Genomic DNA, 21,168 nt, shown 5'->3' with positions numbered 1-21,168 from the left:
ATACCGTGGACCGTTTACAAGAGCAAAAACATCGCTTCTCCCTATTGGTCAAGCAAATGGAAGTTCCTGACGAATGGGTGGAGCGATTTTTTCTTGATGCGCAGATTGAAAAGCTAGAGCTGTATAAGCAAAACAAAGAATGGGTTTTTCACTTTGCCCTCCCGAGAATGATACCTGCGGATGTTTATGCAGCTTTTACCAAGCGATTGACGCATACATTTTCACATCTAGCCAAAGTAGATACCCGATTTCGCTATCACCAAAAGCCGTCTCTCGATCACGTAGTCGAAGAGTATTGGGATGTCTTGCTGGCGGGGCTGGAGCCAACGCTGAACTCCTTGGCAGTTACGATGCGTCAAGCGCGTAAGCAAGTCGACCAACAGGAAGTTAAGGTGTACTTGCCAACGGAGATGTCCGTTGAGGTTGCCAAGCGAAAACGAGCGGATAATGAGCTTTTGGCTGCTTTCCAGAAAGCTACCGATTGCTCGATGCGCTTTTCTTTCCATGGGGAAGAAAGCGATGACGCGTATAAGGCCTTTGAGGAGCAACGGAAAGAAGAAGAGCGTGCTCTCGTCGAGGTTGTGATGACGGCTGTTGCGCAAGATAGCAAATCGTCTGATAAAGCTGAGGCTGTCACTACGCTCATGATGGGCTATGAAATCAAGGATGCACCGATCCCGATTTGCGAGATTCAAGATGAGGAACGCCGTATCGTCATCCAAGGAACCGTGTTTAACGTAGAAGTAAAAGAGCTTCGCAGTGGACGTCATTTGCTCACATTTAACATTTCTGACTATACGGATTCTCTCACGGTGAAGATGTTCTCTCGCGATAAAGAAGATGTGAAAATGCTCGAATTGCTGAAAGACGGCATGTGGGTGAAAGTGCGAGGAAGTGTCCAGCATGACACGTTTGTACGCGATCTCGTTATGAATGCCAATGATTTGAACCAGATTGAGCAGGTCATTCGAAAAGACCAAGCGGAAGAGAAGCGTGTCGAGCTTCATTGCCATACGCCGATGAGTGCGCTGGATGCCGTTGCATCTGTAAAATCACTGATCTCGACGGCAGCAAAGTGGGGTCATAAAGCCATTGCTGTCACTGACCATGGTGTCGTACAGGCATTTCCAGAGGCGTATTCCATCGCCAAAAAGAACAACATCAAATGCATTCTCGGTATGGAAGCGTACGTAGTCGAGGATGGTATCGATATTGTTTATAACCTGCAAGCAGACAATAATCTTTCCATAGATGAAAATACCGAGTACGTCGTGTTTGATACGGAGACAACGGGTTTAAACGCGTCTGAGCATACCATCATCGAGATCGCTGCTGTCAAAATGAAAGGCTCGGAAATTGTCGACCAATGGACGGAGCTGATTGACCCGCAATTGGAAATTGGGCCAAAGACAACTGAGATTACGGGGATTACGAACGAAATGCTCCGCGGCCAAGAGACACTCGATGTGGTACTCCGCAGGTTCAAGGAGTTTACTGGTGACGCTATCCTGGTTGCACATAATGCAGAGTTTGACAAAGCGTTTATCAACGCCTGCGCCAAACGGATAGGCATGGAGCCATGGACCAATCCATTTTTAGATACGCTGCCTTTGGCGCGCTTGATGTACAAAGGAATGCGCAATTATCGTCTGGGATCATTAGCGAAAAAGTTCAACGTCGAGCTCATCAATGCCCACCGTGCCTTGGACGATACCGTAGCCTTGGCTCACGTGTTCCAGCAAATGCTGAAGGACATAAAAGAAGCGGAAATCAAATCGCTTGCTGAACTGAATGAAAAAAGCAACGAAGAGGCGGATTACAAGAGCGGACGTCCATTCCATGCGACGATTCTCGTGCAAAATAAAGAGGGACTAAAAAACCTGTACAAGCTCGTAAGTCGTTCCCATGTGGAAACATTCTTCCGTTGGCCCCGGATTCAGCGGAGTCAGCTGACCAAATACCGCGAAGGCTTGTTAATTGGTACGGCTTGCAAAGACGGAGAACTCATGCAATCAATTCTTCGCGGTAAGTCACCTGAAGAGTTGAAGGAAGTTGCTGCTTTTTACGACTTTTTGGAATTACAGCCGATTGCTCATTACTCACCACTGTTGCGTAATGAAGAAATTCCTTCGCTGGAGACGATGAAAGGCTACCATGAAAAAATCGTCCAAATGGGAAAAGAGCTCGGTAAGCTGGTCGTAGCAACAGGGGATGTGCACTTCCTGAATCCCCAGGATGAGATCTTCCGCGATGTTTTCTTACTGTCAAAAGGTGATCCAACCGCAGGCAACCAGCCGCCGCTGTACTTTCATACAACGGATGAGATGCTGGAGGCGTTCTCCTTTTTGGGAGAAGAGACCGCAAAAGAAATCGTCGTGACGAACACAAATGCCATCGCGGATATGATTGAGGATATAAGCCCGATTCCTGACAAGCTGTACACGCCGATCATTGAAGGAGCGGACGATGAGCTGCGTCAAATGTGTTATGACAAAGCAAGGTCATTGTATGGTGACCCATTGCCCGAACTGGTCGAGCATCGCTTGGAAAAAGAATTGAACAGTATCATCAAACACGGCTTCGGTGTGATTTATTTGATTTCACAGCGTTTGGTAACGAAATCATTGAATGATGGTTATCTGGTAGGCTCACGTGGATCTGTAGGCTCGTCTTTTGTTGCGACGATGTCTGAGATTACAGAGGTAAACCCATTGCCACCTCACTATCGCTGCCCAAATTGCAAGCACAGCGAGTTTATTACAGATGGTTCAATCGCCTCTGGGTTTGACTTGGAGGATAAAGCATGTACACAATGTGGAACCATGTATGCCAAGGACGGACAGGACATCCCGTTCGAGACGTTCCTCGGCTTTAAAGGAGACAAGGTACCGGATATTGACTTGAACTTCTCTGGTGATTATCAGCCGCGTGCACACAAGTACACACAGGAGCTGTTCGGAGCAGACTATGTATATCGTGCAGGAACGATTGGTACTGTTGCGGAAAAAACAGCATATGGCTACGTGCGCAAGTATGCCGACGAACGTGGCATGACGTTGCGCAATGCAGAGATATCCCGAATCGTCAACGGCTGCACAGGTGTAAAAAGGACGACAGGGCAGCATCCGGGCGGTATTATCGTAGTTCCTGACTACATGGAAATTGAAGACTTTTGTCCGATTCAGTTCCCGGCTGATGATAATGAGTCAGAATGGCGCACAACCCATTTTGACTTCCACTCCATTCATGACAACTTGCTAAAGCTCGATATTCTGGGACACGACGATCCGACCGTCATACGTATGCTGCAAGACTTGACGGGAATGGACCCGAAGACGATTCCACTGGATGATAAAAAGACAATGTCCATCTTCAGTTCGACGGAAGCCTTGGGGGTTACACCGGAGCAAATCGGAACGAACATGGGGACATTGGGCATACCTGAGTTCGGAACCAAATTCGTGCGACAGATGCTAGAAGACACCAAACCGACTACGTTTGCCGAGCTTGTTCAGATTTCTGGACTCTCTCACGGTACGGACGTTTGGTTGAACAACGCCCAGGACTTGATCCGCAACGGTACATGCAAGCTGCCAGATGTAATTGGTTGTCGTGATGATATCATGGTGTATTTGATCTATAAAGGGCTAGAGCCGTCCCGTGCCTTTAAGATCATGGAGTCCGTGCGTAAGGGTAAAGGGGTTCCCGAGGAAGATCAGGAAGAAATGCGCAACAACAACGTGCCAGAATGGTATATTCAGTCGTGCCAGCGGATCAAGTACATGTTCCCGAAGGCGCATGCGACCGCCTATGTCATGATGGCTGTACGGATTGCCTATTTCAAGGTTCATCGACCATTGGAGTTTTACGCGACGTATTTCACGGTTCGCGCAGATGACTTTGATATTCCGCTGATGGTCAAAGGCTCAGCGGCGATCAAGCAAAAGATCGAAGAGATCGAGGGTAAGGGACACGATGCACAGCCAAAAGAAAAGGCATTGCTGACTGTTTTGGAGATGGCGTTGGAAATGGTAGAACGCGGCTTCCGTTTTGCCAACGTTGATTTGTACAAATCGGACGCTACTCGCTTCTTGATCGAGGGTGATTCTCTTATCGCTCCATTCAATGCCCTGCCTGGTTTAGGGACGAACGCAGCGATCAGCATCGTGCAAGCGAGAGAGCAAGGAGAGTTTTTGTCCAAGGAAGACCTCCTGTCCCGTTCCCGTATCTCCAAGACCATTTTGGAGTTCCTGGACGAGCAAGGTGCCTTGAAAGGATTACCAGAATCCAACCAGCTATCCTTGTTCTAAGGCGTGCAGTCAAGGCTCACAGTCATCCAAAGGTTGTCAGGAGAGGGCTGTTATGCTATAATTTTTTTGGAAATACTGGTTTTATACGCATGGCAGAACGAGAGTGGGGAAACCCACTCTTTCTTTCTGGCTACACCTCATGGTTCAAACGAGAAGGAGGTACTTGCTTGAGCAAGGTAACAGGCATCGTCACTGAACTCGTCACGCCCATTGTTGAAGAATTGGGCCTGGAGCTAGTTGACATCGAGTACAAAAAGGAAGGCAGCAACTGGTTTCTGCGCGTGTTTATCGACAATGAAACTGGCAACATCGATATCGATGACTGCAGCCTTGTCAGCGAGAAGCTGAGTCAAAAACTAGACGAAGTAGATCCCATCCCTACTGCATACTTTTTAGAAGTATCTTCGCCGGGTGCCGAGCGCCCATTGCGCAAGGATAAGGATTTCCTGAAAGCTGTCGGCCGAAATGTGCATATCACAACCAAAGAGCCGGTAGAAGGAGCAACCACGTTCGAAGGCGAACTGATATCCTTTGAGGATGGTAAGCTGACTGTAAAAGAAGCAAAGAAAACGTATGTAATTTCCCAAGAGCAAATTGACACAGCGAGAATGGCAATTGTCTTTTAATTTTTCAGCTGTGTAGCCTGTGGTAAGTAAAGGAGGAGGCAACGAAAGTCATGAACGGCGATTTTATCGAGGCTTTAGAAGCCATTGAGAGAGAGAAAGGCATCACCAAAGACGTACTGATTGAGGCCATCGAAGCGGCTCTTATCTCTGGATACAAACGTAACTTCAACTCGGCCCAAAATGTGCGGGTGGATGTAAATCGTCATTCAGGTATGGTGCGTGTGTTTGCGCGGAAGACCGTAGTGGAAGAGGTATTGGATCCGCGTCTAGAGATCTCTCAAGAAGCAGCACAAGAAATCGATCCTAACTTCCGTCTGGAGGACATCGTCGAAATCGAAGTAACGCCTCGTGATTTCGGACGTATTGCTGCTCAGACAGCGAAGCAAGTGGTTACACAGCGCATTCGCGAAGCGGAGCGCGGTTTGATCTACAGCGAGTTTATTGAGCGTGAAGACGATATCGTAACAGGCGTCGTTCAGCGTATGGACGCTCGCAATTATTACATTGATCTGGGTAAGGCGGAAGCCGTTATGCCGATCACCGAAAAAATGCCATCCGAAGATTTTAAATCACAAGATCGCGTGAAGGCATACATCATCAAAGTAGAGAAAACCACTAAAGGACCGCAAATCGTCGTTTCCCGTACTCACCCGGGGCTTTTGAAGCGTCTCTTCGAATTAGAAGTGCCAGAAATATATGACGGTGTGGTTGAAATCAAATCTGTTGCGCGCGAAGCGGGTGATCGCTCGAAGATCGCTGTGCATTCCATCAACGCAGATGTTGATCCAGTAGGGGCTTGTGTCGGTCCAAAGGGCATGCGCGTCCAAACGATCGTTACGGAGCTGAAAGGCGAAAAGATCGACATTGTTCGTTGGTCTGAAGATCCTGCCGAGTACGTAGCCAATGCACTCAGCCCTGCAAAAGTGCTGCATGTTGAGGTGAACGTAGCGGAGAAGGTTACCCGTGTGATCGTTCCCGATTATCAATTGTCTCTGGCGATTGGTAAGCGTGGCCAAAACGCACGCTTGGCAGCCAAGCTGACTGGCTGGAAGATCGATATCAAGAGCGAGTCCCAAGCCGACCAAGAAGGCATCGCTTATCCAAAAGAAGTAGAGAGCGATGAAGGGACGGACAACGAATAATCATGAAGCAAAAAAAGATCCCGTTGCGTAAGTGCATTGTTTGCCAAGGAATGTTTCCGAAAAAGGAATTAATCCGCGTCGTCCGGACGCCAGAAGAAGAGATCGTCATTGATCTTACTGGAAGGGCGGCGGGACGCGGTACCTATGTGTGTCGGCAGGAAAGCTGTCTGAAGCCGGATGCGTTCGCATCGGGAAAATGGAAAAAAGTGCTGGAACGTGCCCTCAATATGTCCATCTCCCAAGAAAAGTATGATGCTTTCCGTGAGAAGTGGCTGGAGATGGTGGGAAAATGACCCCAAAAGCAGCACAATTACTCGGATTGGCGATGCGTGCGAGAAAGATCGTTACCGGAGAGGAATTGGTCATTACCGCTGTGCGTAATGGGCAGGCCCGCCTGGTATTGCTCGCATCAGATGCATCAGACAATACCGCCAAGAAAGTAAAGGATAAATGTTCCTATTACGGTGTCTCATGTGTAACCACTGGCGACCGACATTCATTGGGGCACGCAATCGGAAAAGATGGGCGCGTTACCGTGGCGGTAACCGATGGGAAATTGGCCGAAAGCATTCAGCGTCTGCTCACCTAACTTAGAAAGGGTGAAGTATATTTGAAGACACGTGTGTATGAGTATGCCAAACAGCACAACATGAGCAGTAAGGAAATCCTCAATTTGCTAAAACGATTGAATATAGAAGTAGCAAATCATATGAGTATCATGGAAGAAGGGACGATCAAAAGGATCGAGGATCACATGGCCAAATTGCGCTCTGGTGCCAAACCGGAAGCGCGTAGTACACCTAGTGATGCAAGACCCAAACAAACGGACGATCAACGACGCCCCAACGACTCCAGAGGACAACAGATCAAACCCCAGCAGCAAGCGGGGCAAGCTCAACCGGTTAGAAATGACAGACCAAACAGCGATCGCGGAGCAAAGAACACAAGCACGAATCGTCCAGGAAATAGCAGTGCAAGTGGCAATCCCGATCAGCATAGTCCTCAGCATGGAAAAAATCAGGGGAAGAATCAGGAGAGAAAACCAAACAATATGAGAAGTCAACCTGCAAAGCCGTCTGACCGTAAGCCGCAGAATCAACAACGACCACAAAACCAACAGCGTCCTCAAAATCAGCAACGACCACAAAACCAACAGCGTCCTGCAAACCAACCTGCAGCGAATCAAACGGAGGGTCGTACAGGGGAAGAGTTTGAGGATAAAGTAAAACTTCCTTCCAATGTTGGTATGGAAAAGCGTGAGAAAATCAAAAAGGGTCCTCAAACCCAAAAGACATTTGAAGATAACAAAAAGAGTCAACCATTCCGTGGTGGTAATAACCGCAACAATCAAAACAACCGCCGTGGAGGAAATAACAACCGTGGTGGTGGTGGACAAAAACCGCAACGCCCTGTGATTGAACCACCTACAAAGATCACGTTTACAGAGTCTTTGACTGTAAATGAGTTGGCAGTGAAACTGCGCAAGGAACCAGCTGAAGTTATCAAAAAGCTGTTCGGCTTGGGTATCATGGCGACGATCAACCAGTACCTCGATCGTGAAGCTATCGAACTCATTTGCGCGGACTACAACGTAGAAGTCGAAGAAAAAATCATCATCGATGAAACGAACTTCGAAACGTTGGAAGACGTAGATGCACCAGAAAGCCTGCTGGAGCGCCCACCAGTTGTTACCATCATGGGTCACGTTGACCATGGGAAAACAACCTTGCTGGACGCGATTCGCTCTACAAACGTAGTAGCGGGAGAAGCAGGCGGAATTACACAGCATATCGGTGCGTACCAAGTTGAGATCAAAGGAAAGAAAATTACTTTCCTCGATACACCGGGTCACGCGGCGTTCACAACCATGCGTGCACGCGGTGCGCAAATCACAGATATCACCATTCTGGTGGTTGCAGCAGATGACGGTGTCATGCCGCAAACCGTTGAGGCGATCAGCCATGCGAAAGCAGCAAATGTGCCGATCATCGTTGCTGTCAACAAGGTTGACAAACCAGAAGCAAATATTGACCGTATCAAGCAAGAGCTGACCGAGTATGAGCTGGTTGCCGAAGAGTGGGGCGGCGATACGATCTTCTCCCCATTGTCCGCTAAACAGCGCACAGGTATCGAGGAATTGCTCGAGTACATCTTGCTCGTATCCGAAGTACAGGAACTGAAAGCCAACCCAGACAAACTTGCGCGCGGTACCGTTGTCGAAGCTGAGCTCGACAAGGGACGTGGTCCAGTTGCAACCATTCTGGTTCAACAAGGTACTCTCCGTGTAGGTGATCCTATCGTTGTCGGTTCCGCTTTTGGACGTGTGCGTGCAATGGTGAATGACAAAGGACGCCGTCTGAAAGAAGCAGGTCCATCTACACCAGTAGAAATTACAGGTCTGAATGATGTTCCACAAGCAGGCGATCAGTTCCGTGTCTTTGAAGACGAAAAGAAAGCCCGTGCGATCGGGGAAGCACGTGCTTCCAAGCAACGTGAATCCGAGCGCCGTGAGAGCTCCCGCGTTTCTTTGGATGATTTGTTCCAACACATTCAAGAAGGCGATATCAAGGAACTGAACCTGATCGTAAAAGCAGACGTACACGGTTCTGTGGAAGCACTGCGCGGTTCTTTGGAGAAAATCGATGTCAATGGAACTCGTGTGAAGATCATTCATACAGGTGTTGGTGCGATTACAGAATCCGATGTTACACTGGCAAATGCTTCGAATGCGATCATTATTGGTTTCAACGTTCGTCCTGAACCAAATGCGCGCAGCATGGCTGAACAAGAGAAGATCGACATTCGTCTGCACCGTGTCATCTATACTGTAATCGAAGAGATCGAGTCTGCTCTCAAAGGTATGCTTGATCCAGTCTTCAAAGAAAACATTATCGGTCAAGCTGAGATTCGTGAAGTGTTCAAAGTATCCAAAGTCGGAAACATTGCTGGTTGCTATGTGACAGAGGGTAAATTGAGCCGCGATGCTGGTGCGCGTTTGATCCGTGAAGGCATTGTGATTTATGAAGGTAAGCTCGATACCCTCAAGCGCTTCAAAGATGATGCGAAAGACGTTGCTGCTGGCTATGAGTGCGGTCTGACTTTGGAACGCTTCAATGACCTCAAAATCGGAGACGTCATCGAAGCATTCGTCATGGTTGAAGTGAAACAATAATGGTAGCAGGTGTGCAGATTGAACTGTTTCTGCCCGCTAGCCAAAACCTGAAAGAAAAACGGGCCATCGTCAAAAGTCTGATCGGCAAGCTGCGGAGCCGATTTAACGTCTCCGCGGCAGAGGTGGCATATCTCGAGCAATGGCAGCGTACCGTGTTGGGTATCGCTGCCGTTGCTAATGAGATCTCTTTTTTACAACAAGAAATGCAGGCTGTCATCCGATTCGTGGAAAACCATCCAGAGGTAGAGTTGATTCGCGTGGATACGGAATACTACGAGTAAGGAACAGCCAGCGGAGGTGAAAATCGATGAATAAAACACGAATCAGCCGCGTAGGTGAAGAAATCAAAAAAGAATTGAGCCTCGTATTGCAGCGTGGACTCAAAGATCCTCGTGTCGGTTTCGTAACGGTAACAGATGTAGAGGTAAGCAGTGACCTGCAATTGGCAAAGGTTTTTGTCAGCATTTTCGGCAGTGAGGAAGAGCGTAAAGCTTCTCTTGCAGGTTTGACAAAAGCAAAAGGTTATTTGCGTACGGAGATCGGGAAACGCGTAAAGCTGCGTCACATTCCTGATTTTGTATTCAAGCTGGACGAGTCCATTGACTACGGCAGCAAAATTGAATCCATCCTGCGGGAAATCTCCACAGAGGGAGAGAAACAGGATGAATCCTAATCAAATGGCTGTACAGGAAGCGGCGCGGTTTATGCAGGAGCACGACCGCTTCCTGGTTCTCTCTCATGTAAGTCCTGACGGAGATGCAACAGGATCTGCTTTGGGAGTCGTGCTCATGCTAGAACAATTGGGAAAAGAGTATGTGGTTGTAAACGAAGGGGAAACACCGATCAAGTTTAACTTCTTGCCGCGGTTTGACCGTCTTTATAACCTGCGCAAACAACCACTGAACGAGACGTTCGGGGCCGTAATCGCTGTAGACTGCGCGGATGAGTCGCGGATGGGCGATGTACGGTCTTTATTTGCGTCTGGCGCTGCTTTGCTGAATATCGATCACCACCCGACCAACGATCATTTTGGAACGATAAATCTGGTTCGTCCGGATGCAGCCGCAACAGCGGAGATCTTATTTGATGTTGCAGAAGCAGCGGGGGTTTCTTTCAATGAAGAGCTTGCGCTGTGCATCTATACCGGACTTTTGACGGATACAGGCGGTTTCCGCTATTCCAATACCTCACCGCGCGTCATGGAAATCGCTGCTCGATTACTAGGCTACGGCGTGAAGCCAGGAGACGTAGCAGAGCGGTGTCTGGAGGAAATTACTTTTGCCCATGTGAAAGTACTGCGGTGCGCTCTCCAAACCCTGCAACTGTCCCATCAAAATCTGGTTGCTTCTATCACTGTTTCAGCCACAGATTTTGCCGAAGTGGGTGCAGAGCGGGAAGATGCTGGTGGATTGGTCAATTACTGCCGCAACATTGAAGGAGTCGAGGTCGGCGTTTCTTTTGTGGAAGCGGAACCAGGAGTGGTCAAGGTGAGCATGCGTGCTCGCGATCGGGTTGACGTAGCTGTCATTGCGAAGCAGCTCGGTGGTGGTGGACACGCAAAAGCAGCGGGATGTACGATCAAAGGACCACTTTCAGAAGTACAGCAAAAAGTATGGACTGTGCTGGACGATGCAGTAGGAGTGAAATTCGATGAGTAACGTGAACGGCGTGCTGGTTATCGACAAGCCAGCTGGTATGACCTCTCATGATTGTGTAGCACGTATTCGTCGATTGTATGGAACGAAAAAAGTGGGGCATACGGGTACACTGGATCCAGATGTGACGGGTGTACTCCCCATTTGTGTGGGACACGCAACGAGGCTAGTTGAATATTTGCAGGAGCTGCCTAAGCGCTATGATGTAGTCATGCGCCTCGGCTCCACTACCACGACGGAGGATGCTTCTGGAGAAGTGGTAGAGCAAGCTGGAGTAGATGCAGCATCGATTACGATGGAGCGTATTCAAGCGCTGTTCGAATCCTTTTTAGGTGAGATGGAGCAGATACCTCCGATGTTCTCTGCGGTAAAGGTAAACGGCAAGCGGCTGTACGACCTGGCTCGTGAAGGCACGGTGATCGAGCGTCAGGCACGGAAAGTGACGTTGTATGAGCTGACACTCCATAAGATAAGCGTGGATGGGGATACCGTCGATGTTGCATTCACGTGCACGTGCTCCAAAGGCACATACATGCGCACCTTATGTGTTGACCTCGGACGCGCTCTGGGTTATCCTGCCCATATGAAGCTGTTGCGGCGAATAAAAAGCGGCCCGTTCCAGGAGCAAGAGGCAATCCCCCTCCAGCAAATTGAGGAACAGGCAGCAAACGGGGAAGACATTTCCCGCCACTTGGTCTCCATCCCTCAGGCAATCTCGTTCTTACCATCGTTTCAGGTCAAGCCAGAACGGATCAAAGCAGTACGTAATGGACTTGCGACTGCGCTTCCGGGCGTCACTGCGGAGGAAGGAAGTTTGATTTGCTTGTTTGCGGGGGAAGAATTACTTGGCATTCATCGCGTATGCCGTGGAGACAAAGGACTTTTCGCCAAACCAGAAAAAGTCTTTCCAGCCGAGGTGTAATCCGTGAAAACGATCTACCTGACATACCCGTTTCCGTCTGACCTGCAAGCGAATCCTTGTGCGATTGCACTTGGGTACTTTGATGGTGTACATATTGGGCATCGCCGTGTAATCCAAAAGGCGATTGATACAGCGAAAGCAAACGGATGGCAAAGTACGGTAGTGACCTTTGATCCGCATCCTCGAGAAGTTTTGGGTCAAAGCGGTTATACCCGCTATTTGACACCACTTGCAGACAAGCTCGAGCAATTCGAAAAGATGGGCGTAGATACCACATATGTGATGAAGTTCGATATTAGCTTTGCGGCTATTTATCCAGAAGATTTCATCGCAGAGTGCCTTCTTCCATTGGAATGCCGCCATATTGTCGTTGGCTTCGACTACACCTTTGGTTATCGCGGGATGGGGACTGCCCATACCTTGCAAGAAATGAGCAAAGGTCGCTATGGGCTCGACATCGTGGGTCCGGTAAATCGCTTGGGTGAAAAAGTGAGCAGTACGATCATCCGTGAATATCTTCATCATGGGGATGTCGAGCAGGTTCGCCATTTGTTAGGCCGATCCTACAAAGTGCGCGGAACAGTCGTGCATGGGGACAAACGCGGTCGAACCATTGGCTTTCCTACAGCGAACGTCCAAGTGAATCAGCCGTACTTGATCGGAAAGAATGGGGTCTACGGTGTTCGCTTTACCGTGGATGAACAAAGCTACTATGGTGTCATGAACGTAGGCATCAAGCCTACATTTGAACTGGAGAAAAAAGAAAAGTCACTAGAAGTGCACATTTTTGAGTTCTCTGGTGAAATCTATGACAAAGAAGTAGAAGTAGAGTTCTTGTTCTACATTCGGGAAGAGCAGAAATTTGCTGGAGTCGATGCACTCATCGCGCAAATTGGACGAGATGTACAAACGGCAAAGCAAAAATTCGCAGAGGGAATCTCGTAAAGGATTCTCTTTGCTTTTCACAAAATGGTATGCTATAATTCAAAACGTTGTACAGATAACCGTAGCTTGGCTGTCCGATTCTCACCGACGGCAGACTCGGCGAACGGTATAAAAAATGAGGAGGTGAGTCATGATGGCATTGACTCAAGAACGTAAAACTCAACTGATTCAAGAGTTCCGTACTCATGAGAACGACACCGGTTCACCGGAAGTGCAAATCGCTATCTTGACCGAAAACATTAACAATCTGAACGGACACTTGCGTACGCACAAGAAAGATCACCACAGCCGTCGTGGTCTCTTGAAAATGGTTGGTCAACGTCGTAACCTGTTGACATACCTGCGTGAAGCAGATGTTCAACGCTATCGTTCGGTTGTAGACCGCCTGGGTCTGCGCCGCTAATCAGCGTTTTGTAGAAAGCGGGTTCTGCCCGCTTTTTCTATCGTGTAGGAGGGTTTAGCGTAAGCAATGCGCTAAGCCCATCCGAAACGAGTAAAAGCATGGAAACAAATGGTTTGCTTACATTAGCTTCACAAAAGAAGCTTTTTTTATTATCTAGAACGACTGCCAAAGGTACCCATTTAATTTTTATCATGGCAGGAAATAATACATATAGGTAGAAAACAAAGTGTGTAAACGCACATTGTTGTGAAGGAGGACTGCTAGCATCATGGAGCAACAATACCGTACATATGACTTCGAACTGGCAGGCCGAAAACTGACCCTGGAATTTGGCAAAATGGCTAAACAGGCGCATGGTTCGGTCTTGGTTCGTTACGGCGATACAGCAATCCTGTCTGCAGTTACAGTCTCGAAAGAACCAAAACCACTTGATTTCTTTCCACTGACTGTCAACTATGAGGAACGTCTCTATGCGGTTGGGAAAATTCCTGGCGGCTTTATTAAAAGAGAAGGACGTCCAAGCGAAAAGGCGATTTTGGCTAGCCGCTTGATTGACCGCCCTGTCCGCCCTCTTTTTGCAGAAGGATTCCGTAACGATGTACAAATCGTAAATACTGTTCTGTCTGTGGATCAAGACTGCTCACCTGAAATCGCTGCGATGATCGGTACTTCCGCAGCGCTATGCGTCTCGGAGATTCCTTTTGAAGGTCCGATTGCAGGAGTAATCGTAGGACGAATTGACGGCGAGTTCGTCATTAACCCTACTGTAGCTCAAGCAGAGAAAAGCGATATTCACCTGACTGTCGCAGGTACGCACAAAGCGATTAACATGGTGGAAGCAGCTGCAAACCAAGTACCAGAAGCAGTAATGCTCGAAGCGATCATGGCTGGTCATGACGTGATCAAGCAACTGGTAGAATTCCAGAACATGATCGTGTCCGAAATCGGCAAGCAAAAGATGGAAGTCATTTTGCATGAGGTTGATCCTGAAATCGACCAAGCTGTGCGTGAATTTGCGGAAGCTCGCCTGAAAGAAGCTGTTCGCATCGAAGAAAAACAAGCGCGCTACGATGCGATTGACGATATCAAGGCAGAAACCAAAGAGCATTTTGCAGCGAAGGACCCTGAGGCATATCCAGAGCAGGAAAAAATGATTAGCGAAGTACTGGGCAATATTGTCAAGGATGAGGTTCGCCGTCTGATTACGGAAGAGAAAGTTCGCCCTGATGGACGAGCTCTGCACGAAATCCGTCCGCTGTCCAGTGAGACAAACATTCTTTCCCGTACACATGGCTCTGCTATGTTTACTCGTGGTCAGACGCAAGCGCTGAGCGTTTGCACATTGGGCGCGCTGGGAGATGTTCAGATTCTCGATGGACTCGGTCTGGAAGAATCGAAGCGTTTCATGCACCACTACAACTTCCCGCCGTATAGCGTAGGTGAAGCACGTCCGTTGCGTCCTCCAGGGCGTCGTGAAATCGGACACGGTGCGTTGGGTGAGCGTGCAATCGAGCCAATCATTCCATCTGAGACAGAGTTCCCATACACCATTCGTCTCGTGTCAGAAGTCATTGAATCCAACGGTTCCACATCGCAAGCGTCGATTTGCGCGAGTGTACTTGCCTTGATGGATGCAGGTGTACCAATCAAAGCACCGGTAGCAGGTATTGCGATGGGCTTGATCATGAGCAAAGATGAGAAATCTTTCTCGATCCTGACTGATATTCAAGGTATGGAAGATCATTTGGGAGACATGGATTTCAAAGTAGCGGGTACTGAGGCTGGTGTAACAGCTATCCAAATGGACATCAAAATTTCCGGTATCAACCGTGAGATTTTAGAGCTAGCCTTGGAGCAAGCGCGTGTAGGTCGTTTGCACATCCTGAACCATATGATGAGCACGATTTCCGAACCGCGTAAAGAACTGTCTCCTTATGCACCAAAAATCATGACCATGACGATCAATCCGGAGAAAATTCGCGATGTAATCGGTCCACAAGGTCGTGTCATCAATAAGATTATCGAAGAAACCGGCGTAAAAATCGACATCGAACAAGATGGAAGAGTTTTCATCGCATCCATCAACCACGAAGCGAATCTGCGCGCGAAACAAATCATTGAAGATCTGGTTCGTGAGGTAGCTGTTGGTCAGGTGTACCTGGGAACAGTAAAACGCGTAGAGAAGTACGGAGCGTTCATCGAGTTGTTCGCAGGTAAAGAGGGCTTGTGCCACATCTCTCAACTGGCTGAAGAGCGTGTAGCCAAAACAGAAGATGTTGTCGCAGTTGGTGATAAAGTACAAGTGAAAGTGACCGAGATCGACGACCAAGGTCGTGTGAATCTCTCTCGCAAAGCAGTTTTGAAAGAACAGGCTGCTGCGGCACAAGCTGCTGAAGCACCAACAAAAGCAGAATAAAGAAAAACAAAAGGCTTCGTCACTCGAAGAAATTCGTGTACGGAAGCTTTTTTCTTTTTTGTGCCAGTTGCTCCCGTTTCGTATGTCTAAGTCGTTCCTTCCTCTCATACATTGGACAAGAGAGACTCGTACGATTGATAGAGGAGGGCGACGCCCTAATGACGAATAGGACCAGGAGACTTTTGTTCATCGTTATATATGGAGCTGCGCTGATTGTTCTCTTGAATTATCAGCCTATTCATCATTACATTAGCACGATCAAAAATGTCCAAGTAGTGAATGGGGATCGAAACGAAAATGAAAAAGCGCGTTTGCGGGCGCAGATTGAAAAGTGGAAAGAGGGCAGAGAGGTAGAGCCAATCGATGCCGTTGTCGATCAGACGTGGAAGGCGATTCCCGGCTATAATGGACGTGTCGTCGATGTAGAAGAATCCCTCAATAAAATGCTGGCTGCGGGTGTGTCCAGCCCAGATTTGCTGGTATACAAGGAAGTACCTCCAGCGGTTTCGCTTGAGCAATTGGGAGCACAACCTATCTATCGAGGAAATCCAAATAAACCAGCGATATCTTTCATGATCAACGTGGCTTGGGGAAATGAGTATCTTGATTCGATGCTCAATACACTCGATAAACATAAGGTAAAGACAACGTTCTTTCTGGATGGCTCTTGGGTAAAACGTTACCCAGATGAAGCAAAAAAGATCATGGCACGTGGCCATGAGATTGGTAATCATGCGTATTCCCATCCCGATATGAACACACTGGGAACACAGAGAATTCATCAAGAGATAAGTCGTACGCAAGATGTTATTTTTAAAACGCTGGAAGTAAAGCCTTCCCTGTTTGCACCGCCATCTGGTGCTTTTAACCAGCGCGTTGTACAAATCGCGCATTCTTCTTATCAAATGAAGACGATTCTATGGACGGCAGATACGGTAGACTGGCAGAAACCTTCGCCTGCTTCTGTTATCAATAAAATAAGCCGTAAAATGGAGAATGGTGTCCTCGTACTCATGCATCCTACTTCTACTTCCGAGGCCAGTTTGGATCAACTGCTGACAATCGCGAAAAAGAAGGGGCTACAGCCGACAACAGTCTCAGAGGTCATATCGAGTCGTAGACTCCCGTCACCGTAAATACATGTTCATTTATTGTGGAGACAAAGGAAGTTTGCTATAGTTAGACGTGTTTACAAGAAATTCCCCGAGGTTTCGGGTAGAGACAGATGAACAACCGAGGAGGATTTACGTGATACAACGTCATACGTGTGATAACGGTCTTCGAATCGTGACGGAACGGATTCCGTCCGTTCGCTCCGTTGCCTTAGGCATCTGGGTAGGGACTGGTTCGAAATATGAAAACGAGAAAAACAACGGGATTTCCCATTTTCTCGAGCATATGTTTTTCAAAGGCACAAAAACTCGTTCTGCAAAGGAAATTGCGGAAACCTTTGATGAGATTGGCGGGAACGTGAACGCCTTTACTTCGAAGGAATATACCTGCTATTACGCAAGGGTGCTCGACCAGCATGCTCCGATCGCTCTCGATGTTCTTTCCGATATGTATTTCAACTCGGTATTTGATGCAGATGAGTTGGAAAAGGAAAAGAACGTCGTCATTGAAGAGATTAGCATGTATGAAGACACGCCAGATGATTTGGTGCATGATTTGATTGCACGCGCTTCGTACAGCACACACCCGCTAGGGTATTCGATTTTGGGTACGGAAGATGTCCTGCGCAGCTTGAAGCGTGATGATTTGCTCGCTTACATTGATCAGCACTATCTGCCAACGAATACGGTGATTACAGTAGCGGGTAATTTTGAAGACAGTTTGATTGAAGACATTCAAAAGCGCTTTCAGACTTTCTCGCGTCCAGGCAGTATGCCGACCTTGTCAACTCCTGACTTTGCTGGAAATGTGATCGCGCATCACAAGGCCACAGAGCAAGCGCATTTATGCCTGTCTTTACCTGGGTTTAAGGTAGGACATCCCGAGGTTTACTCCTTGATTTTGCTAAACAACGTGCTGGGTGGTAGCATGAGCTCGCGTCTATTCCAAGAGATTCGAGAAGAACGTGGCTTGGCATACTCTGTTTACTCCTATCATTCGTCCTATAAAGAAGCGGGTACGTTCCATGTGTATACGGGAACGGCACCAGAGCAAGTAGGACAGGTATTTGACATCGTCTCGCGCGTCCTGCGCGATGTCGCTGATCATGGAATTACGGACAAAGAGCTGAACAAAGGAAAAGAGCAACTGAAAGGCAGCTTGATGCTCAGCTTGGAAAGCACGAATAGCCGTATGAGTCGCCTTGGAAAAAATGAGCTCTTGCTGGGCCGTCACCTTAGTTTAGATGAGATCATTGCCAAAATTGACCGTGTTTCCCATGAATCTGTTTTGGCTGTGGCGCAGCAGCTGTTCCGTTCCAAGATGTCTATGGCGATGGTAAGTCCACTCGATGGCTTCCCTGAAAACGTGAAGAACGATATTTTGTTGTAGGCAAAAATCCGGCATAGCCCGGATTTTTTTGCGTATATCAACAGTAAATGAATGGACAAAGGGGGCTTCTCCATGCGCTTAAGCGAGTTGGGTGGGAAGGAGATTATCGGACTGGACAACGGGGAGAAAATGGGAGTCATCAGTGATTCCGATTTAGTCATCCATCCCGAAAACGGTGCGATTCAATCCATCATCTTGCCAGGAGGTAGTTTCTTTGGATTCGGCAAGAAGCGAGAGGACCTCGTGATTCCATGGAGTTCCATCGTAAAAATTGGGCCAGATATGGTCATCATCCAGCTCCAATCCCCTGAGGCACAAGCTTCTCAAAAGTAGGCGCTACTGTCACCGAAGTAGTAGGAGCGGAATAGGATGGGGGTAGACCGCATGGATTTCCGTCAACTTTTCCAAAAGGAAAACCTTTGCGTTCCGATCATTTAATGCAGTAAAATGTGTGGAAAGGGGAACGCAGCATGCTAACGGGCATACATGTTGCCTTCATCGGCGGAGACGCTCGCCAGTTGGAAGTCATTAAGCGATGCATACAACTGGATGCTAGCGTCACGTTAGTTGGCTTCGACAACCTGGAAAGTAATTTTACAGGGGCAACGAAGAAACCATTAACATGCGATGTGTTGAAAGACGTGGACGCCCTCATCCTACCCATCGTAGGGACCGATGACCAAGGATACGTGGAAAGTATTTTCTGCTCCAAACAACTGCAGTTGCTAGACGAACATGTGGCAAGTCTGCCGAGTCATTGCGTGGTTTACACGGGAATGGCAAAGCCTTATCTGAAAAAGCTGTTGGCTTCCACACAGCTTCCTCTCGTGGAGCTCTTGGATCGTGATGACGTTGCTATCTATAACTCTATCCCTACTGTAGAGGGAGCGTTAATGATGGCGATTCAGCATACGGATATTACGATTCATGGATCACAGTCAATTGTTTTGGGATTGGGCCGAACAGGTTTGTCCATGGCTCGAGCATTGCATGCGTTGGGGGCCCGCGTAAGAGTTGGGGCCAGACGTCAAGAACACTTGGCACGCATTTATGAGATGGGATTGACTCCCTTCCATATAAGCGAAGTAAGGCAACAGGTTACGAATGCTGATTTTATTTTTAATACCATCCCGCAATTATTACTCACGGCAGAAGTGATTGCTCAAATGCCTCAGTCGGCGTTTATACTTGATCTAGCCTCCAAGCCAGGGGGAACAGATTTTCGTTACGCTGAAAGACGAGGTATCAAAGCTCTTCTTGCTCCCGGATTGCCTGGAATCGTTGCACCGAAAACCGCTGGACAAATTTTAGCCCAAACATTGTCTCGTCTTATTGCGGATCAAAGGAAAGCGCCAGGAGGGGATGCAACATGAGTAAGCTTCAGGGAAAGACCATTGGATTTGGATTGTCTGGATCGCATTGCACCTTTGAGGAAACCATGCCGCAAATTAAGCGATTTGTGGATGCTGGGGCACGGGTGGTACCGATCGTATCGAATACGATTATGACCACGGATACACGCTTCGGTACTTCGCAAAGCTGGCAGCAACAAATTAAGGAACTGACGGGGGAAGAACTTATTTCGACGATTCCTCAGGCTGAGCCGTTGGGACCTTCCAAGCTGTTGGATGTCATGCTGATTGCGCCATGCACAGGCAGTACGACGAGTCGACTAGCGAATGCCATTACCGATAGTGCTGTACTGATGGCGGCTAAAGCGACAATGCGTAATTTGCGCCCCATTGTGATTGCCATATCCACCAATGATGGTCTGGGATTAAATGCAGCCAATATTGCCAAGCTATTGGCCGCGAAAAATATGTATTTCGTGCCGTTCGGGCAGGATGCCCCGGATAAAAAACCGAACTCGCTTGTAGCTCGTATGGATCTCCTAGTAGAAACATGCGAAGCAGCTTTGGAAGGACGACAATTGCAACCCTTGCTCATCGAAAGATTTAACTACTGATAAGACTACAGAAAAAACAATAAACCTGCTTTTTCGCGATTAGGAGGAGAGTAAGAGATGGCAAACCAACTGACTTTCAATGTTGCTGTAGTCGGTGCGACTGGTGCAGTCGGACAACAGATGATTCAACTATTAGAAAAGCGCAACTTCCCAATCAAACAGCTTAAGCTGCTTGCTTCTGGACGTTCTGCAGGAAAAACAGTCACCTTCAAAGGGCAAGAAATTGTACTGGAAGAGGCGACTCCAGACAGTTTTGCAGGGGTTGATTTTGCCCTGTTTAGTGCTGGCGGATCGGTCAGCAAGGAACTGGCTCATCACGCAGTGCGTCATGGTGCGGTTGTCATTGACAATACCAGCGCATTCCGGATGGACCCGGATGTTCCTCTCGTTGTGCCAGAAGTAAATATGGATGCTGCGCTCGCTCATAATGGAATCATTGCGAATCCGAATTGCTCTACGATTCAGATGGTTGCCGCTCTAAAACCCTTGTATGATCGTTTTGGTATAGACAGAATTATCGTTTCTACTTACCAGGCAGTATCTGGTGCAGGTCAATCTGCGATCAATGAATTGCTCGACCAGAGTCGAGACATTTTGGATGGTAAAGAACCGCAGTGTAACGTACTTCCCGTAGGCAAATTACCTGTACATCATCAGATTGCGTACAACGCGATTCCGCAGATTGATGTGTTCACCGACAATGGTTTTACTTATGAAGAAATGAAAATGGTCAATGAGACCAAAAAAATCTTCGGTGATGACACTGTACTTGTTTCAGCTACTTGCGTACGTATTCCAGTGGTCTACGGCCACAGCGAGTCGGTATATGTAGAGCTGAAACAGGATTACGATCTGGCAGAAGTAAAGGCCCTGCTGAAAAATGCTCCTGGTATCGTGTTAGTAGATGCGCCGGAGGAACAGCAGTATCCACTCGCTACTGATGCAACAGGCAAACTGGAAGTATTCGTGGGCCGGGTGCGTCGTGATCTCCATCATCCTCGTGGACTGCATATGTGGATCGTTTCTGACAATCTTCTCAAGGGTGCAGCATGGAATACAGTACAAATCGCTGAAGAACTCATAAAAGCAAGAGTATAGGGGAGAGGTTA

Annotated in this window: 19 protein-coding genes; all 19 read left to right on the top strand. The window is 48.0% G+C overall.

Annotated features, from left to right (window positions below; genetic code table 11):
* The first annotated feature begins 5 nt into the window (after positions 1–5).
* The 19 genes from C7R94_RS11250 (at position 6) to C7R94_RS11160 (ending at position 21,157) form a co-directional block, all read left to right on the top strand.
* Complete coding sequence (locus tag C7R94_RS11250; RefSeq protein ID WP_106780987.1) at positions 6–4,310, top strand: PolC-type DNA polymerase III; 4,305 nt, start codon at positions 6–8, stop codon at positions 4,308–4,310.
* Positions 4,311–4,477: 167 nt separating this feature from the next.
* Positions 4,478–4,936: a ribosome maturation factor RimP gene (gene rimP, locus C7R94_RS11245; protein WP_047067857.1), complete on the top strand. Its 459-nt coding sequence runs from the start codon at positions 4,478–4,480 to the stop codon at positions 4,934–4,936.
* Between the two features lie 50 nt (positions 4,937–4,986).
* Complete coding sequence (gene nusA / locus C7R94_RS11240) at positions 4,987–6,078, top strand: transcription termination factor NusA (RefSeq protein ID WP_047067855.1); 1,092 nt, start codon at positions 4,987–4,989, stop codon at positions 6,076–6,078.
* A 2-nt stretch (positions 6,079–6,080) separates the two neighbouring features.
* Positions 6,081–6,371 carry an RNase P modulator RnpM gene (gene rnpM, locus C7R94_RS11235; protein WP_015891714.1) on the top strand — a complete coding sequence of 97 codons (291 nt, stop codon included), beginning with the start codon at positions 6,081–6,083 and terminating at the stop codon, positions 6,369–6,371.
* Positions 6,368–6,667, top strand: a complete 300-nt coding sequence (locus C7R94_RS11230) for a YlxQ family RNA-binding protein (protein ID WP_016743350.1) — start codon at positions 6,368–6,370, stop codon at positions 6,665–6,667. Before rnpM ends, C7R94_RS11230 begins: the two co-directional genes overlap by 4 nt.
* Before the next feature lie 21 nt (positions 6,668–6,688).
* Complete coding sequence (gene infB / locus C7R94_RS11225) at positions 6,689–9,250, top strand: translation initiation factor IF-2 (protein WP_106780985.1); 2,562 nt, start codon at positions 6,689–6,691, stop codon at positions 9,248–9,250.
* A complete protein-coding gene (locus C7R94_RS11220) occupies positions 9,250–9,531 on the top strand; it encodes a DUF503 domain-containing protein (protein ID WP_047067848.1) in 282 nt (93 codons plus the stop codon). Before infB ends, C7R94_RS11220 begins: the two co-directional genes overlap by 1 nt.
* Positions 9,532–9,557: 26 nt before the next feature.
* Positions 9,558–9,923 (top strand): 30S ribosome-binding factor RbfA, encoded by a 366-nt coding sequence (gene rbfA, locus C7R94_RS11215; protein WP_007719226.1) that lies wholly within the window; start codon positions 9,558–9,560, stop codon positions 9,921–9,923.
* Positions 9,913–10,908 carry a DHH family phosphoesterase gene (locus C7R94_RS11210; RefSeq protein ID WP_106780983.1) on the top strand — a complete coding sequence of 332 codons (996 nt, stop codon included), beginning with the start codon at positions 9,913–9,915 and terminating at the stop codon, positions 10,906–10,908. Before rbfA ends, C7R94_RS11210 begins: the two co-directional genes overlap by 11 nt.
* The gene (gene truB, locus C7R94_RS11205; protein WP_106780981.1) at positions 10,901–11,827 is read left to right on the top strand and encodes a tRNA pseudouridine(55) synthase TruB; all 927 of its coding nucleotides are present in this window, start codon (positions 10,901–10,903) and stop codon (positions 11,825–11,827) included. Before C7R94_RS11210 ends, truB begins: the two co-directional genes overlap by 8 nt.
* A 3-nt stretch (positions 11,828–11,830) precedes the next feature.
* The gene (locus C7R94_RS11200; protein ID WP_017249287.1) at positions 11,831–12,772 is read left to right on the top strand and encodes a bifunctional riboflavin kinase/FAD synthetase; all 942 of its coding nucleotides are present in this window, start codon (positions 11,831–11,833) and stop codon (positions 12,770–12,772) included.
* Between the two features lie 133 nt (positions 12,773–12,905).
* Positions 12,906–13,175 carry a 30S ribosomal protein S15 gene (gene rpsO / locus C7R94_RS11195; RefSeq protein ID WP_015891708.1) on the top strand — a complete coding sequence of 90 codons (270 nt, stop codon included), beginning with the start codon at positions 12,906–12,908 and terminating at the stop codon, positions 13,173–13,175.
* Positions 13,176–13,443: 268 nt separating this feature from the next.
* Complete coding sequence (pnp, locus tag C7R94_RS11190) at positions 13,444–15,591, top strand: polyribonucleotide nucleotidyltransferase (RefSeq protein ID WP_106780978.1); 2,148 nt, start codon at positions 13,444–13,446, stop codon at positions 15,589–15,591.
* A 158-nt stretch (positions 15,592–15,749) separates the two neighbouring features.
* Positions 15,750–16,727 carry a polysaccharide deacetylase family protein gene (locus C7R94_RS11185; protein ID WP_106780975.1) on the top strand — a complete coding sequence of 326 codons (978 nt, stop codon included), beginning with the start codon at positions 15,750–15,752 and terminating at the stop codon, positions 16,725–16,727.
* Positions 16,728–16,839: 112 nt separating this feature from the next.
* Positions 16,840–18,093, top strand: a complete 1,254-nt coding sequence (locus tag C7R94_RS11180) for a M16 family metallopeptidase (RefSeq protein WP_047067821.1) — start codon at positions 16,840–16,842, stop codon at positions 18,091–18,093.
* A gap of 72 nt (positions 18,094–18,165) precedes the next feature.
* Positions 18,166–18,426, top strand: a complete 261-nt coding sequence (locus C7R94_RS11175) for a YlmC/YmxH family sporulation protein (RefSeq protein ID WP_106780972.1) — start codon at positions 18,166–18,168, stop codon at positions 18,424–18,426.
* A gap of 137 nt (positions 18,427–18,563) precedes the next feature.
* Positions 18,564–19,466 carry a dipicolinate synthase subunit DpsA gene (dpsA, locus tag C7R94_RS11170; RefSeq protein ID WP_016743359.1) on the top strand — a complete coding sequence of 301 codons (903 nt, stop codon included), beginning with the start codon at positions 18,564–18,566 and terminating at the stop codon, positions 19,464–19,466.
* Complete coding sequence (locus tag C7R94_RS11165; protein WP_047067815.1) at positions 19,463–20,059, top strand: dipicolinate synthase subunit B; 597 nt, start codon at positions 19,463–19,465, stop codon at positions 20,057–20,059. Before dpsA ends, C7R94_RS11165 begins: the two co-directional genes overlap by 4 nt.
* 57 nt (positions 20,060–20,116) lie before the next feature.
* The gene (locus C7R94_RS11160) at positions 20,117–21,157 is read left to right on the top strand and encodes an aspartate-semialdehyde dehydrogenase (RefSeq protein ID WP_047067813.1); all 1,041 of its coding nucleotides are present in this window, start codon (positions 20,117–20,119) and stop codon (positions 21,155–21,157) included.
* Positions 21,158–21,168: the final 11 nt, after the last annotated feature.

This window comes from Brevibacillus sp. NRRL NRS-603, from assembly GCF_003013445.1.
GTDB lineage: Bacteria > Bacillota > Bacilli > Brevibacillales > Brevibacillaceae > Brevibacillus > Brevibacillus formosus.
This window is presented reverse-complemented; position numbering and strand designations above follow the sequence as displayed.

Bases quoted from the DNA above. Each gene is read 5' to 3' on its own strand.
- nusA (WP_047067855.1), top strand. From the start codon at position 4,987: ATGAACGGCGATTTTATCGAGGCTTTAGAAGCCATTGAGAGAGAGAAA.
- rnpM (WP_015891714.1), top strand. From the start codon at position 6,081: ATGAAGCAAAAAAAGATCCCGTTGCGTAAGTGCATTGTTTGCCAAGGA.
- C7R94_RS11230 (WP_016743350.1), top strand. From the start codon at position 6,368: ATGACCCCAAAAGCAGCACAATTACTCGGATTGGCGATGCGTGCGAGA.
- C7R94_RS11220 (WP_047067848.1), top strand. From the start codon at position 9,250: ATGGTAGCAGGTGTGCAGATTGAACTGTTTCTGCCCGCTAGCCAAAAC.
- rbfA (WP_007719226.1), top strand. From the start codon at position 9,558: ATGAATAAAACACGAATCAGCCGCGTAGGTGAAGAAATCAAAAAAGAA.
- C7R94_RS11210 (WP_106780983.1), top strand. From the start codon at position 9,913: ATGAATCCTAATCAAATGGCTGTACAGGAAGCGGCGCGGTTTATGCAG.
- truB (WP_106780981.1), top strand. From the start codon at position 10,901: ATGAGTAACGTGAACGGCGTGCTGGTTATCGACAAGCCAGCTGGTATG.
- rpsO (WP_015891708.1), top strand. From the start codon at position 12,906: ATGGCATTGACTCAAGAACGTAAAACTCAACTGATTCAAGAGTTCCGT.
- pnp (WP_106780978.1), top strand. From the start codon at position 13,444: ATGGAGCAACAATACCGTACATATGACTTCGAACTGGCAGGCCGAAAA.
- C7R94_RS11185 (WP_106780975.1), top strand. From the start codon at position 15,750: ATGACGAATAGGACCAGGAGACTTTTGTTCATCGTTATATATGGAGCT.
- C7R94_RS11175 (WP_106780972.1), top strand. From the start codon at position 18,166: ATGCGCTTAAGCGAGTTGGGTGGGAAGGAGATTATCGGACTGGACAAC.
- dpsA (WP_016743359.1), top strand. From the start codon at position 18,564: ATGCTAACGGGCATACATGTTGCCTTCATCGGCGGAGACGCTCGCCAG.
- C7R94_RS11165 (WP_047067815.1), top strand. From the start codon at position 19,463: ATGAGTAAGCTTCAGGGAAAGACCATTGGATTTGGATTGTCTGGATCG.
- C7R94_RS11160 (WP_047067813.1), top strand. From the start codon at position 20,117: ATGGCAAACCAACTGACTTTCAATGTTGCTGTAGTCGGTGCGACTGGT.